Source organism: Microcoleus sp. Pol12B3, from assembly GCF_036701355.1.
Taxonomy (GTDB): Bacteria; Cyanobacteriota; Cyanobacteriia; order Cyanobacteriales; family Microcoleaceae; genus Microcoleus.
In genome coordinates this window covers 103,358-118,653 of record NZ_JAUBQS010000004.1, presented here as the reverse complement: position 1 = coordinate 118,653, position 15,296 = coordinate 103,358, and the positions used below count along the sequence as shown (strand labels likewise).

Genomic DNA, 15,296 nt, shown 5'->3' with positions numbered 1-15,296 from the left:
ATTATGAAAATTCTGTTGGATAGGTAGGTTGATTCATGGAAGCTGCATTACTCTTAGCAAAACTGCCCGAAGCTTATTCGATTTTTGAGCCTTTGGTTAATGTTTTGCCGGTCATTCCCGTATTTTTCTTGCTGCTGGCTTTTGTTTGGCAGGCGGCTGTCGGATTTAGATAAGTTTGATTTCACTAAAAGCAGGGGCAATTCAAAAATTGCCCCTGCTTTTAGGTATTAAGTTTTGTCTCGTTGTTCTTTCTGCGTTCAGCTACCGCCGATCGCACTTTTGAAAGCCGGTCTTTCTGTGATCCGCTTGATGTAATCTACAACGGCCGGATAAGCACTGAGGTCTAGTTTTAGCATCATCGGAATGTAGGCCAACATTGACCCGACTGCTGCGTCGGCTACGCCAAATTCATCGCCCATTAAAAATGGCTGTTTCTCGAAGATTTCATTTAACGGTTTTAACAACTTGGGAGTTTCGCGATCGCGACTTGCTTCTGTAAATATTCCCGGCCCCAAGGTGGCGTTAGCAAACGTGACCCACTGCACGATTTGAGCTTGCTGCTCCAAAGTGTCTGGCATTTTACCATATTTTTGAGCTAAATACAGCACAATTGCGCCGGATTCCCAAAGTTTGAAATCTCCGTCAACAATTGCCGGTACTTTGCCGATCGGGTTAATTTCGAGATACTCTGGCTGCAAGTGTGCCCCTGCTTGCATATCCAGCAAGACGAATTCGTAGGGAACTCCTATTTCTTCTAGATACCACTTGACAATTGAGGCCCTGCTGCGGGCTCCGCCGTAAAGTTTCAGCACAAAATTTTTATCCTTTAACGCAATATTGCTGTTATAGCATTTTTTGGGAATTGGTAATTGGTAATTGCAGCCAGCAGAGACTTTGATGTCACTGTTCCACTAATAACTACTGATTAATGACTACTGACTACTGATTAATTGCCGATCACTAATGGCACTTCCGTCAAGTGCATAAACAAGATTCTGCTGCCAATAAAAATCAAAATTGCTCCGCCCAATATCTCAATTTTATTTGCAAACAAGTTGCCGCATTTGTGACCGATAAACACGCCTGCAAAGGCTAAAAAGAAAGTAATAAATCCGATCGCAGTCACCGCAGGAGCAATAGAATCTTTCAGGACAGCAAATCCGAGGCCAACTGCGAGAGCATCGATACTCGTCGCCACCGACAGCGTTATCAAAGTCCCTGTATCTAAGGGATTGAACTTTTTCTCGCATTCTTCGCTTTGCAGCGATTCATAAATCATTCTCCCGCCAATGAAACTCAAAAGCCCAAAAGCTATCCAATGGTCGATCGGTGTTATCAAAAAACTAAAACTAAGACCAATTAACCATCCTATTACGGGCATTAAAGCTTGAAATCCTCCGAAAAATAAAGCAATTTTTAAAGCTTTATTGACCTTCATGTGTTTGATTGCTAAGCCGCTAGAAACAGCAACCGCAAAAGCATCTGCTGCTAGTCCCAAGGAAAGTAATATGGTAGTGGCTGCATCCATTTTTGTAAGGTGTTATGTGCTATAAATAAAGTGTTCATCTTGACCGTTTTAGTTTACACTAAATTTTGATATAAGTGCGTTATTATCATAATCTATTCATTTTTGACTCACATTTATTTCACAATTGGCGAGGGTTGAAAAAATCAGAGCTTAGCTGTATTGTGTAAAAGATTATTTATGAAGTAGCAAAATCGACTATGGCGCCATCTAGACCCTACCAGCCATTGCTGCTCAGATTACTGCATGGGGTTAACGCTGCGATCGCCCTTTTAGCAATTTTGAGCGCATTTCTGGTTTACAACACCTACGATGGGCGGTTTGGCAAAGTCCCCCTGCCTCTGATTGCAGATATTATCGGGATTCACGGCACTTTTGGCAAGATGTTGCTGTTAGGAATAATGCCTGCTTTTGCATTGTACAGTTTTCACCTAGGTCAAAAACGCTTGGTGCAGCCGGATTCTTTTGGGAAACTAACGCAGTCGGGAAAACCGATTTGGTGGTACAGTTTGCACCGGATTGTGAATACGTTGATGTTGCTGGCACTGACTTGGGCGATCGCTTCTGGCAGTATGGTTAAGGAAGAATGGCTGCCGGCTGGGGAATTGACGCAGGCTTGGTATTATTTACACGCTTCTGGTTGGGTGGTATTGGTGTTTTGTCTCGCAATGCACTTGTTGATGAGTGCGAAGGTGGGGGGTTTGCCGCTAATTTTGTCGATGTTTGATGCCGCATATCGCCCGGAAGATTCGCCGGCTGCTTGGTGGAAGAAAATTCGCTCTTTGGTCGATCGCTCTTAATCTGAAAATGCTTAATTTGAAAATGAACAGAAATATTTTATTAATTGTTGCGGAAGTCTTGGTCATGGGAGGCTGGTTGTTTGCTGTGGTTGCACCTTTATTATTTCCCTAATCCTAGGATAGCAATTTAGGTTAACAAAAGATCGTTAGGTTTTTAGTGAGGAATTCCGCCCTCCGTTTTATGAGGACTAAAGTCTTCACTGCAAACCCAAATTAAGCTTTTCGCGGAGCTTGCTGGCAAGATTTGCGACGGTTTTCCCTGGAGGTCAAATGCGAGATCAAAAGAGTGGCAATTTTACCATAAACTCAGCACCGCCCCCAGTTTGAGATTGCAATGGAGATTCAACTGTCAGCCTGCCGCCGTGCAATTCTACAATAATTTTATAGCAAACCGACAACTCCAATCCTGTAAATTTTTTAAATGATTTAGTATGGCCAAACTGGTCAAATATTCTGTGTTGAATTTCCCGTGGAATTGTGGAGCCGTTGTGGGCGATCGATACAACAATAAATCTGCCTGTATATTCCTCGACAATATCGGTTTTGATTGTAATAATTTGAGCCGAGTTTTCAATCGTTTTAACTGCATCTATAGCATTGATCGTGAGACTTGCGAATACCTGGCTCAGTTGACCGGGATAACACAAAATTGGGGGCAGGTTGTGGTACTCCTTGACTACTAATATTTTTTGCTCCAGTCTGTGAGCGAGCAACAGCAAAATATTGTCGATTCTCTCATTAACGTTGGCGTGTTCTTTGTTGGCTTCGTCAGGAAGTGAAAATTTTCGCAAAGCCAGGACTATCTGGCGAATGCCATCGGCTCCTATTTTCAAAAAATTGAGAATATTTGGCAACTCTTGGCTGATAAAATCTAGGTCGCCTGTCTCTATTTTTTTGGCAATTCGCCCCCCTGGTTCGGGATATTGTTCGCGATAGAGGCGAATTATATGGAGCAAGTATTTGATATAATCGTTGAGGTGAATCAGGCGGCCGTAAATAAAGTTAATCGGGTTATTAATTTCCTGGGCAACTTCGGCGGCTAGTTGACCGACACTGGTCATTCTTTCGCGTTGTACTAAATGCTCTTCGGTTCTTCTGAGTTTGACTAATACTTCTTCTAAAAGTTTGAAGTTCTCTTGAATTTGCCCGTGGACTTGGGATTGGGAAATAGCGACTCCCAGTAAGTCTGCAATTGCTTCCAAAACTTCCACCTCGTCGGGAGTCGCAAACCGCCGATTTGCACAGGCGAACAGATATCCGATCCGATTAGTCTGAGTTAATACGGGTACTGCTGCGTAGTGACTATTTGTGAGTTCGATATAGGCGTGTTCCTCAGAGGCTGTGGCATCAGCGGCGGCGGTTTTATGTAGCAGAATCGTTTCGCAGCGGTGAAGCCGTGCAGCTAAATCTCCAGAGGGGCCTCCTGGAACACCAAAGATTCCCAAGCGCCCCGGCAAACCTTCCCGACAATATTCCCAGCCAAATTCTAAAGTATCTTGTCGGGGATCGTACCATGCGAAAATTGCTCGATCGAGCTTCAGTAAAGTACCGAGTTCGTCTACTGTAGTTTGGAGGATGCGATCGAGGTGCAAGCAAGCCCGAATGCAGCCGGTCAAGCGGTGGAGAAGGGCTTCTGTGCGTCTGCGAATGCAATTTAGGGCAAACAGCTTGAGGGCCACAATTGCTGCGAAAATAGCTGCGGCTGCAAGTAGGCCGGCGGCTACTGCTAGTATCTTGAAAGGAAGGAGTTCTTTTTCGAGATTTTCGCGGGGAATTACGAGGGCTAGCGACCATTCAGCTTGTTCTAATGGAAGATAGGCAACATAAACTCTAGCGCCGTTGATTTGAGTCAGCACAATGCCCGTTTTTTGATAAACCATCTCCCGGGCTACATTTGCCAAATTAGCCTCTGCAGACTCTAAAAGACTGGGAGCGGGTTTGTCGATATTTCCGATTAATCCAGCGTCGGGGTGCACAATCGGCACTCCTTGAGAATTCAGAACAAAAGCGTAAGTTCCTGCCCCGTATTCCAGCTTTCCTATTACTTCGGCAATTCGGTCGATGCTAATGACGCCGTTCATTACTCCGATCGGCTTTTGTGCTGTTTTATCAATAGAATTTACCGAGTTTGACCACACCGGAGCCGAAATGGGAACAATATTTTGTTGTTTGAGCGTTCGAGAAATGGTAGGATCGGAAACATAGACTTCTCCAGCCATTGCCTTTTTGAAGTGTTGGCGGTCGGTGACATTAATCAACGCTCTGCCGACTTTTGTGGTGAAATAAGAACCGTCGGGATTGATTAATGCGAAATGCTGGAATTCTTGCAGTCGAATTACTTCGGATTTTAAGTAAGGCTCTGCCACTGACCAATTCATCGAGCGAACGGGAGGAGTGTGGGCGAGGATTTCGATCTCTGCCTTTCTAGTGCCGAGCCAGCGATCGATCTTGTTGGCGCGCTCCCTAACTTCTAAGAAAGCATTTCGCTCGCTTTGGGTGATAATCAAGCGGTGAACGCTTTGATAGCTAATACAACCAGTGATGCTAGCTGCCAGAATTGTTCCCCCCAAAATTAAGAGCGCAGTTTGGTACCCAAGATGGTATTCGCCCTTTAATCCCGCTGGCAATAGTCGAGTTAATTTCCACCACTTTACTTTCGCAAAGCTTCGCATGGTTTGACCAATTTGTGAGATTTAAATCCTTAGCTCACCTACGATCTACTCGCCCGTATGCCAGTAGTCTTAAACTACTCGCATTCAATAATTGCGGGGATTTTTTAATGTTTTCCCCCCGAGCAGCTCCTATCGTTTCCGGCTGCACCGGAATGATATAAAGGACACGGCAGTGCCGTTTCCCTACCCAGATTAATTGTAGGGACACGGCACTGCCGTGTCCTGGCGGTGGGTAATATGAATTCCGATGCTACCCGATTTGATATAACTTTGTTAAACAGGAATAATATGATACCACATTTTTGACAAATTAAAAAATTTCATCACCTACTTATTTTTTTTACATTCGTTAATAATTTATGTTATTTAGGTGAATGTGAGCAGTAAATTTTTTAGGTTGAGATTTTTGGTGTTTGTCTTAATCAATAGTCCAGACTGTTTTTAGTTCCTAGCCTGAAACCCTAGATTTTCCGTTGATAGTTCGATTGCCGAATTGCCTAGAAACCCTTATTCTACGGTTTTCTATCAAAAACTGTCTGCTGTATTGCTTAATAACGAAATATTAAAAGTTTTTCCTTCATTAATAATGAACGAAAAACTTGTTAAATCTTTAATTTATATCTCAACAATCAAAACTATTTTCGGTGCATCCGCTGGCTGAGGCACTGGTAAATTGCCCCAGTTGCGGGATTTGTTTAAAGAACCTTGTGAGTGTGTTCGTGCTGTTTCACATTGTCTTCAGTGCGAATAATCCGCTCGGAGTTGAGCACCCTTTTACGTTCTAAGGAATAAGTAAAGTCGTTGCGAACTGTTCCCAAGGGAATGTGAAGTTGAGCTTGGGGGCGGATTTTGTAAGTGCGGGCAGCGGCGATCGCCCGAAAGGCAAATTCTTCGCTAAACTGAGCTGAGGCCGGGAATTCTGGCAACATTTTGGGTATTTCGCCGTCGAGCACTGCTCCCAAAGTCGTCCCGCAAACCATTAAATAAGATGTGGGAATTCCCTTCACAATTGCTTCTAAAGCTGCTGAGGGAATAGCTTCGATTACTTGTACTTCAAAAACTTCGCCTTCTTCTTTGATGAAGCAGGTAGCTACACCGACTGCTATGTAGTCGTCGGTGCAGAGATCGGGAGCGTTGGGATAAACTGTTGCAGTCGTCATAAGAAAAGCTTGGTAGTGTGGAAACCGGGAACGAGAAATTATATCATTTCCGGTTACACCGGAATGATGTTGACTGTTGACTGTCAACCGTCAACCGTCAACCGTCAACTCGAATTTACTATTCCGATGCTAACGGATTTGATATTAAGCGATTTTAGATTTTAGATTTGAGATTTTAGATTTGAGATTTCTTCCACGGTTTTTTTCCGGGATTTTACGTGAAAAATCTCAAACTGGCTGTTCTAATACCTAAAATTGTTGAGTTAAGCTCCAAGGAGCCGATCGCACGAGTGTGTCGATCGTACCACATCAAGGTAGATGCCGGATGATTCGGCAAGGATTCCCCGCCGCCACGACGTTTGCGGGAATATCTTTGACAACAACACTGCCTGCGCCGATCGTGCTATTGTCGCCAATAGTGACTCCTGGACAAATAATACTCCCACCGCCAATCCAAACATTATTGCCAATATTAATTTCAGCGGCGAGTTCTTGGCCAGAAAGCCTTATTTCCGGGTCTGTGGGGTGAAGAGCGGTGTAAATTTGTACGTTGGGCCCGCACAGTAAATTTTCGCCAATGTTAACTCGATTGCAGTCGAGAATCACGCAACCAAAATTCATATACAACCCGTTTCCAGCATAAATATTGCTGCCGTAGTCGCAGTAGAAAGGTGGCTCGATTTCAACTTTGGGGCCAACTGCACCGAACAATTCTGCAAGAATTTGTAACCTTTTGTCTGGTTCGTCTTCGCGGGTAGAATTGTAAGTTCTGGCGAGGCGGCGGGCTCGCTGGCGATCTAAAATTAATTGCTCATCAGCAGCTAAATACAATTCGCCGGCGAGCATTTTTTGTTGCTCGGTTTTTTCCATAAGAATAGGCGGTTGTAACCGCCACTATACAAACTTTCCTCGCTCTTTAACAGACGGAAGAATAATGTAGGGTGCGTCAGGGCGCACCTTACCGCTATAATTAGCGCGTCCGATCATTTTTCGATGTTGCAGCAGACATTTAGGGTTCAGCTTTTGACTGTAAACAAACAGCTAAATCCAGATTGGCTAATTGCTCAAAAGCTCGATCGATCGATCCTTTTCCCCGCAAAAAACCAGTATTTGCACCGGGACAAATATACTGTAAAGTTTCCGGTGAAAATCGGTCGATAATTGACTTCACGCTGTTAATTTGCCGGGGCCAGTGAAAAGTTTTTGGCGTCCACAGCGGTACTGGGGCGGCTTCTCGGTTGGGGAGCAAATGCCTACCCGAAAACAGCACTCCACCGCTGCCACTATGATAAAGGCAAGAGGAACCAGGAGAATGGCCGGGAGTCCAAAATGCTTTGATTCCATCGCTCACAACAAATTCTCGCTCAAAAACCGTCACCTTCAAACCCGGCAGTAAATAAGCTTCCTGTTCTTGAATCAGGATCTCGCACCCCGTGGCTTCCTGAATCTCCCGCGCCTTGGCGATAGCGCCGCGGTGGGTGAGAAACAGCAGTCGCACGCCGCCGTGTTCCCGCAAAAATGTTTGGTTAATCTCATCCCAAGCGGGACAATCCACCAGGATGTTAGTTTGGTTTTCTACAATGAAATAGGCTGTTGCACCCAGAGTTTCCCGGTTAGGCGGGAAAGCAAGGATATTGTCGAGCACGGGCCTGGGTTGTTTGGAGACTAAACTCTGTTGTTTCAAGGAAGTATTTCAGAAGGGAATGGGATAAATATTATGTTCTTTTTACTATGGTTGTTCGTATTGGGGCTGATATCGTACTACTTGTTGCAGAACGGCACCAGCCGCATCACCCGGACTCCGATATGGCTGCTGTGGCTGGTAATGATGGCGCCCGCGCTGATTTGGAGTGGTTGGATTTTAGTTTACGGTAACAGCAAAACTGTACCGCCGGAGTTGGTAATTATACCTTTTCTGGTTTGCCCTTTTTTGTATTGGTTTCTGGTACAGTTGGGGCGCAAGAAAATTACCGCCGAAACTCCTGAGCAGGTAGCAGACTCTGCGACTGAACCTGTTAAGCAAAAACCGCCCGTGCGCCCGATCGATGCAGCAGAAGAAGCGAGTTTGCGCGATTGTTTTCCTTGGTCAATTTACTTTTTGCGAGATTTGGAATTTCGGCCGCAGGCTGTAATTTGTCGGGGACAGTTGCGGACGAACCCGGAGGCGGCTTATCAAACAATTCGGGAGAATGTGGAGAGGCTTTTTGGCGATCGCTTTTTAGTAGTATTTCAAAATAGCTTGAGCGGTCAACCTTTTTTTGCTATAGTTCCCAATCCCAGCCACCAATCAGGGGAAACTCCTGTCAAAACCGAATCTGTAACCCGGCCATTTTTTGCATTAGCTTTGCTGCTGATCACGGTGTTTACGACTACGCTTGTCGGGGCGCGAATTGCCGGAGTTACTGAACAAGCTTTGCAGTCAAACTCATCAATGTTGCTCCAGGGTTTGTCTTACTCACTGGCTCTAATTACAATTTTAGCAATTCACGAATCCGGCCACTATTTAGCTGCCAGATTCTACAAAATTCGCACGACTTTGCCTTATTTTATCCCGATTCCTTTTTTCTTGGGAACTTTTGGGGCATTCATTCAAATACGGAGTCCAATTCCGAACCGCCGAGCTTTATTTGATGTTAGCATTGCCGGCCCCCTTGCGGGTTTAGTGGTGACAGTGCCATTATTAATTTGGGGTTTGAATCATTCGACTATTGTACCGCTGTCTGACAAGTCGGGAATGTTAAATTTTGACTCTTTCAAACCCAGTTTTTCGCTGCTGATGACTTTGTTGAGCAAGTTAACCTTGGGCGGTGCTTTGAATGCGGAAACTGCGATCGATTTGCATCCGGTAGCGGTGGCGGGTTATTTGGGTTTGATCGTGACGGCGTTTAATTTGATGCCGGTGGGACAACTCGACGGCGGGCACATCGTACACGCGATGTTCGGCCAGCGAGCGAGTATGGCGATCGGGCAATTTGCTAGACTTTGTATGTTGCTGCTTTCTTTTTTGGAACAGGGTTTGCTGCTGTGGGCGATTATTTTGTTTTTGACGCCATTAAACGACGAACCAGCGCTGAATGATGTTAGCGAATTGGATAATCGTCGGGATTTTTTGGGGTTGTTGGCGATCGCGCTTTTGTTAATGATTTTGTTGCCGGCGCCCAGGGTACTCCTTGAGTGGTTAAATGTTTAGAAGGAAGATCGGCAACGGATTATGTAACGGATTTAACTAACCGATTGATGTTGAAGTCTGAGGGAAGAGAGAAGAAGGAAGAAAAGAGAGGTTGACAAAATTTTGCAAGGGTTGCTATACAAGGGTGTTTAGCATTTATTAACTCGCTTTGTCTCTCCAAGTAATCTAGAGTTTCAGCGACTTATCTGAAAAATATGCCTTACAAATCCTTTACTTTCCAACAATTAAAAGAGCGATTTGGATTGGAACCGTCACTCAGTCCTATTTTGAGTTCCAAGATTGTTCCTGTAGAACCCTCCGAATGGCTTTGGAGAACCCTCGAAATTAGTTCCAACACTGCGGTTACAACTGCAAAAGAACGTTCCGAACGGATTATTTCTCCTCTTTTGTTAGAATTTAGGGAAAGGAACAACAGACAATTTTCTATTTTTTCTGGTTGGTCGTTTGATGTAGATGTTGAGCAGGGATTGAATGGGGAATGCGACTTTCTATTATCTTCCGTGCCGTTTGATTTTGAAATTAAAGTTCCAGTTTTTGCATTGAGAGAAACGAAAGGTCCAAAAATAGAATCTTGTCTGCCACAGTGTGCAGCACAAATGGTAGCGGCTCAGCTATTTAACGAACGCGAACACAATTCCATACCTGCCGTATTTGGCTGCGTAACTACTGGCGTTGTCTGGCGGTTTCTTAAATTAGATGGAAATAATTTAATTATTGATGCTGATGTTTATTGTGTGGATAATGTTCCTATGATTTTAGGTGTGTTGCAAACAATCGTTAATTTATACCAATAATTTGACAACTCTAATAAAATAGGTTTGTAGGGAAAATTCCGTTATTTTTGCAAACTGAATGATAATTTTTACCGGATGCGAAAGCAAAATTTTTTGACCGCCAATCAAATAATCTAGCTCTACAAATGGTCGCAATTACTCCAAAACAAATAGCGCTAATTCCGATTTATCGCGAGAAGTGGCGACAAATTGGACTTTCGATAAAACCAGTCGATCGCCCGCAAGCGACAGCGGCCATCAACACCGCCTACCACATCATCCGCTGTCCTGAACCGGAAATTATTTTCTGTGACAGCCCTTACACAGCTTTGCAAGCTGTTGAACCGCTAAGGATACGCGATTATGGTCTGGGAATGGCCAGCGAAATCAGAAACAAAATTCATAATGAATTGTACGATATATTAAGAAGTCAACTCGACAGTGAACTGGAAAATAAAATTTACAGCAAACTCTATAATCCGCTGTATGCTCAACTTATGAATCAACTGCACGTTCATGTTAAAGACGAAGTTTACGTCAAATTAGCAAGGAATTTGGGCGGGAGATTTCAGAGATTACCGAGCGATCAAGCTGATATTAATAACAGCATATTTTCACAACTGTCAGCCTGTCACGGAAGTTGGGTGGATTTTTGTATAGGCGTGTTAAATTTGGAGTACGATCGCCCTTTATACTCAGCCTTTAAATCTTTAGTGGAAAACTGCGGCTGGATTTACCCGTTTGAGAAAAAGTGCTTTGTGTGCGATCGCCCGATCCAACTTCATTTTGATAGCGAATATTTGCTCCACGCAGAAGGTCAACCAGCCGTTGAATTTGCTGACAAGTTCAGTGTATACTCTTATCGCGGCGTCCGACTGCCGGAAATAATTGGTCAAGTTCCGCCGCAGTCTTGGCAAGCTTCCTGGCTGTTAACAGAACAGAATGCCGAAGTGCGGCGAGTTTTGATTCAGGCGATCGGCTATCCGAGAATTTGTCAAGAATTGCAAGCAACTGAATTGGATACTTGGCAAGAATATACTTTGTTGAAAATTGACCATAATATTGACATAGAGCCAATTTATTTGTTAAAGATGACTTGTCCGAGTACGGGACACCTTCATGCCTTGCGAGTGCCTCCAAAAGTGCGATCCTCTTCGAGGGCTTCGCTAACGGCTAAAGAAGCGATTAGCTGGGTAAATTGGGGAATAGATCCCGAAGAATTTCAAGTCCAGACTTGAGGGAAAGTTTAGAGTTTTGAGCGCGCGAGTTTACAGTTAAAGAATTACAGCGCCACAAAAGCAGCATTCTGCACAAGTCCAGAACAATTAAAAAATGTAGAATTGCAGCCACCGCTTGATACTATGTACTCTGGCAGCTAAAACCCACAACTTCAAATCGACATGAGCCAGCATTCAGACCGCATTGCCCCTCACGGCGGCATCCTGGTCAACCGCATTGCCACACTAGACCAAAGACAAGAATTTTTCGACAAAGCAGAAGTATTGCCGCGAGTCCAGCTTTCGGATCGATCGATCTCTGACCTGCAAATGATCGGCATCGGCGCCCTGAGTCCCCTCAAAGGGTTCATGAACGAAGCTGATTATCGATCGGTCGTTAAACAAATGCGCCTCTCCAACGGCCTTCCGTGGTCGGTTCCCATCACCCTCTCGGTAACAGAACAAGTCGCCGCCCCCCTGAAAGCAGGAACTTTAGTGCGCCTCGACTCGCCGGCGGGCAAATTTGTCGGGCTCTTGGAACTTGCAGAAAAATATCACTACAGTAAAGAAGAAGAAGCCCTCAACGTCTACCGCACTGACGACCTCAAACACCCGGGCGTCCAAGTAGTAGACAAATCCGGGCCCGTTAACCTCGCAGGCGACATTTGGCTGCTGGAACGCGAACTAGATGTCCGTTTTCCCCAATACCAAATTGACCCGGCGAAATCGAGAATGCTGTTCGCAGAAAAAGGATGGAAAACGATAGTCGGTTTCCAAACCCGAAACCCCATCCACCGCGCACACGAATACATCCAAAAATGTGCCTTAGAAACAGTAGACGGCTTGTTTCTGCACCCGCTAGTCGGGACGACAAAAGAAGACGACATCCCGGCTGATGTGCGGATGCGCTGCTACGAAATTCTGCTAGAAAAATACTATCCAAAAGATCGCGTAATTTTGGCAATTAATCCGGCGGCGATGCGCTACGCCGGGCCGCGAGAAGCAATTTTTCATGCTTTAATCCGCAAAAACTACGGCTGCACTCACTTTATCGTGGGGCGCGATCACGCGGGAGTTGGCGATTATTACGGCACTTACGATGCCCAACATATTTTTGATGAATTTGAACCGGGAGAATTGGGAATTGTGCCGATGAAATTCGAGCACGCTTTCTATTGCACACTGACGGAACAAATGGCTACAACTAAAACAAGTCCCAGCACTCCCGAACAACGGGTGCATTTGTCGGGAACCAAAGTTCGGGAAATGCTGCGCGCTGGAAAATTGCCGCCGCCGCAGTTTTCCCGGCCGGAAGTCGCCGCAGAATTAGCCAAGGCAATGAATATTTTCAATTACGAGATTTAAATCTTGAACTTGGGTGGGGGCGGCATTCTGCATAGTTTTTAATTTTGAGTTTTGAGTTTTAAATGGGAAATTTTTAACTTAAAGCTCAAAAGTTAAAACTTAAAAACTCCCTTAATACTAAACACTCACAATCTAATTAATTCCCCTAAAATTATTGAGGGGAATGTAACTTAAAATTCAAAACTTAAAATTCAAAGCTATTTAAAAATGGGACTCAAGCGGCGGGAATTTTTGCAGCAAGCTGGCCGGGTGCTGGCCGCCATCGGAATCAGCGAGGCCCTGTGGCTGCCGTTGGGCGATCGCTACCTCCAAGTCTTAGCGCAGCCGACAGCCAGGAAATTGGCTTTGTTGGTTGGCGTTGACAAATATCCAGACTCGCCCCTGCACGGCTGCGTGACGGATGTGGAATTGCAGCGGGAACTGCTGATATATCGGTTTGGGTTTGTGCCGTCGGACATTTTGACTTTGACTGACGCTCAAGCTACGAGGGAGAATATCGAGACGGCTTTTGTCACTCACTTGACTCAACAAGCAAAACCCGGTGACGTGGTAGTTTTTCACTTTAGCGGCTGCGGTAGCCGAGTTAGTTTGGGCGAGTCTCCCGGAAAAATGCAAAACAGTTTGGTGCCGGCGGATGATGTTTTGCCGTTGCTACCAAACCGGGCGGTGAACGATATTTTAGAGGAAACGCTGTTGCTGTTGATGCGATCGCTCGCGACAGAAAATGCGATCGCCATCCTCGACACCAGCTACCCCTATCGGGGTTTCCCTACAAACGGCAACTTTCGCATTCGCTCCCGCCCCCGCCCCACCATCGGCGAGCCTCGCCTCGGAGAATTAACGTTCGCCGAAGACCTCAGATCCGGCACAAATCTCCGTCCGGCCGCCACCGTACTGGCCGCGGGTGCGAATTCCCAACTCGCCGCCGAACAAGAGTGGAACGGATTTACCGCAGGTTTGTTTACCTACGCCCTCACCCAAACTTTGTGGTGGGCAACTCCCGCTAGCAGCTTCAGCGTCAGTTTCAGCCGCGCCGCGGGCAATGTCGAGCAAATGACAGGGTTATCGCAGCAACCGCAAATTCTCAATCACGATTTAACAACCGCGCCGGCGGTGAATTTTTCAAATTTAATCTTGAATTCGCCTGCATCTGACGGCGCTGTGACGGCGGTGGAAGAGGGGGGCAAAACTGTGCATTTGTGGCTGGGCGGGTTGTCGCCGGGGGTTTTGGAGTGTTCGGGGGGTTCTGTGTTTGCTGTGGATTCCTCGGAGGGCGCGAGGCTTTTGCTGCGGGGACGCACGGGCCTCTCTGCTAAAGCCCAAGTTGTAGACGGGTTCGATCGAACTTTCGGCGAATTAACAGTCGGCGAAGTGGTGAGGGAAGAAATTCGGGTATTGTCGCGAAACATCGGTTTGACTGTAGCTTTGGACTCGGGTTTGGAACGTATCGAGCGCGTGGACGCTACCAGCGCCTTTGCGACTGTGCCGCAAGTTTCGGCGGTAGGCAGCGAGCAACCGGCTGACTGTCGGTTTGGCAGAGTCTCGGAAACGACTTTAGTCGAAACAGTCTCGCCTCACGAACCTGCTTTGATACAAAGCCGTTACGGTTTGTTTTCTTTGGCTCAAATGCTGATTCCCGATACTGAGGGCGACGGGGGAGAAGCAGTCAAGGTGGCGGTGCAGCGCTTGACTCCGCAGTTGAAAGCGCTGCAGGCTGGGAAGTTGCTGCGGCTGACAGTCAATGAGGGGTCTTCGCGCCTGAAGGTGCGGGCGGTTCTGGCAACTACCGCACCCCAAGCGCGGGCTGTGGCACAGCGGGAGTCGGTGCGGGCCCAAAAGTCTTACCGCCTGGAACCGCTGACCGGGGAAAGCGAGAAATCAGCCAATGCTCATATACTAAGTGTGGGCAAAAGCAGCCGAATTCAGTGCAGATTGTATAACGACAGCGATAGCCCGGTTTACTTTGCGGTGTTTTGCACGGACAGCGCGGGACGGCTGTCCGTGCTCGGCGTTGAGGGCAAAGATGCTGTGGGGGGAATGTCGCGGGCGATCGCTCCTGGGGAGAATGTGACCGTGCCGGCGGCTGGGGCGATCGGGTGGGCGGTATCTGGGGCGATCGGACTTGCGGAAACTGTGATTATATTTAGTGAGAGTCCCTTCGCTCAAACTCTGGCTGCAATAGAAGCCGAAATGCAGCAAACGAGGGATGCCCTGCCAATTCGAGTGTTGTTGAATCCTTTAAATGTGGCGCGGGCGGTACTAGAAGATTTGCACGCCGCTAGCATTCCGGGGGTGCAGAAAGTGGGGATATCGACCGATGATTTGGCTTTGGATGTGAATGTTTGGGCAACTCTGAGTTTTGTTTATCGAGTCGTTTAATTGTTAAAAACTCCTCGCTCATAGTCCGCGATTTCAATCGCTTTTGACCTCAAACTACACCAACGAAGTCCACCTACGCAAGACAGAGAAATCATATCAAATTCGGCTTAAACACCCCATTGATCTCGCTTGTCCCTATGATCTATGACGAAAGTTTCACTTGCAGAGAGGTTTCAACCGCCGAATCAGCAACGAGGTGGATTTCGGCGGATTTG

The 15,296-nt window shown here is 46.3% G+C and carries 13 protein-coding genes; 7 read left to right on the top strand and 6 right to left on the bottom strand.

Annotated elements, in window-relative coordinates; genetic code table 11:
* The first annotated feature begins 35 nt into the window (after positions 1 to 35).
* Positions 36 to 173, top strand: coding sequence for a photosystem II reaction center protein K (locus tag QUA53_RS03275; protein WP_006634808.1), 138 nt, complete (start codon positions 36 to 38; stop codon positions 171 to 173).
* Between the two features lie 84 nt (positions 174 to 257).
* On the opposite strand, the gene QUA53_RS03270 is transcribed toward QUA53_RS03275, so the two are convergent.
* Positions 258 to 812 carry a glutathione S-transferase family protein gene (locus QUA53_RS03270; protein WP_333095098.1) on the bottom strand — a complete coding sequence of 185 codons (555 nt, stop codon included), beginning with the start codon at positions 810 to 812 and terminating at the stop codon, positions 258 to 260.
* Between the two features lie 134 nt (positions 813 to 946).
* Positions 947 to 1,528 (bottom strand): manganese efflux pump MntP family protein, encoded by a 582-nt coding sequence (locus QUA53_RS03265; RefSeq protein WP_333095100.1) that lies wholly within the window; start codon positions 1,526 to 1,528, stop codon positions 947 to 949.
* Between the two features lie 197 nt (positions 1,529 to 1,725).
* Between QUA53_RS03265 and QUA53_RS03260 the strand changes: the two genes are divergently transcribed.
* Positions 1,726 to 2,325, top strand: coding sequence for a cytochrome b/b6 domain-containing protein (locus QUA53_RS03260; RefSeq protein WP_333095101.1), 600 nt, complete (start codon positions 1,726 to 1,728; stop codon positions 2,323 to 2,325).
* Positions 2,326 to 2,603: 278 nt separating this feature from the next.
* Here the strand turns inward: QUA53_RS03260 and QUA53_RS03255 are convergent, their stop codons facing one another.
* The 4 genes from QUA53_RS03255 to QUA53_RS03240 form a co-directional block, all read right to left on the bottom strand.
* Entirely contained in the window at positions 2,604 to 4,997 is a 2,394-nt protein-coding gene (locus QUA53_RS03255; protein WP_333095102.1) for a cache domain-containing protein, read from the bottom strand.
* Positions 4,998 to 5,692: 695 nt separating this feature from the next.
* On the bottom strand, positions 5,693 to 6,157 hold the full coding sequence (locus QUA53_RS03250; protein ID WP_333095104.1) for a hypothetical protein: 465 nt from the start codon (positions 6,155 to 6,157) through the stop codon (positions 5,693 to 5,695).
* Positions 6,158 to 6,466: 309 nt separating this feature from the next.
* The gene (locus QUA53_RS03245) at positions 6,467 to 7,027 is read right to left on the bottom strand and encodes a sugar O-acetyltransferase (RefSeq protein ID WP_333095106.1); all 561 of its coding nucleotides are present in this window, start codon (positions 7,025 to 7,027) and stop codon (positions 6,467 to 6,469) included.
* A gap of 139 nt (positions 7,028 to 7,166) precedes the next feature.
* Entirely contained in the window at positions 7,167 to 7,841 is a 675-nt protein-coding gene (locus QUA53_RS03240; RefSeq protein ID WP_333095108.1) for an MBL fold metallo-hydrolase, read from the bottom strand.
* A 33-nt stretch (positions 7,842 to 7,874) separates the two neighbouring features.
* Between QUA53_RS03240 and QUA53_RS03235 the strand changes: the two genes are divergently transcribed.
* The 5 genes from QUA53_RS03235 to QUA53_RS03215 all read left to right on the top strand — a co-directional run bounded on the left by QUA53_RS03235 (position 7,875) and on the right by QUA53_RS03215 (position 15,081).
* Positions 7,875 to 9,347 (top strand): site-2 protease family protein, encoded by a 1,473-nt coding sequence (locus QUA53_RS03235; RefSeq protein ID WP_333095110.1) that lies wholly within the window; start codon positions 7,875 to 7,877, stop codon positions 9,345 to 9,347.
* Positions 9,348 to 9,541: 194 nt separating this feature from the next.
* The gene (locus QUA53_RS03230; protein WP_333069741.1) at positions 9,542 to 10,141 is read left to right on the top strand and encodes a hypothetical protein; all 600 of its coding nucleotides are present in this window, start codon (positions 9,542 to 9,544) and stop codon (positions 10,139 to 10,141) included.
* Positions 10,142 to 10,266: 125 nt separating this feature from the next.
* Positions 10,267 to 11,358, top strand: a complete 1,092-nt coding sequence (locus QUA53_RS03225) for a DUF6745 domain-containing protein (RefSeq protein ID WP_333095112.1) — start codon at positions 10,267 to 10,269, stop codon at positions 11,356 to 11,358.
* Between the two features lie 162 nt (positions 11,359 to 11,520).
* Positions 11,521 to 12,702: a sulfate adenylyltransferase gene (sat, locus tag QUA53_RS03220; protein ID WP_333095114.1), complete on the top strand. Its 1,182-nt coding sequence runs from the start codon at positions 11,521 to 11,523 to the stop codon at positions 12,700 to 12,702.
* Positions 12,703 to 12,909: 207 nt separating this feature from the next.
* Complete coding sequence (locus QUA53_RS03215) at positions 12,910 to 15,081, top strand: caspase family protein (protein WP_333095116.1); 2,172 nt, start codon at positions 12,910 to 12,912, stop codon at positions 15,079 to 15,081.
* Positions 15,082 to 15,296: the final 215 nt, after the last annotated feature.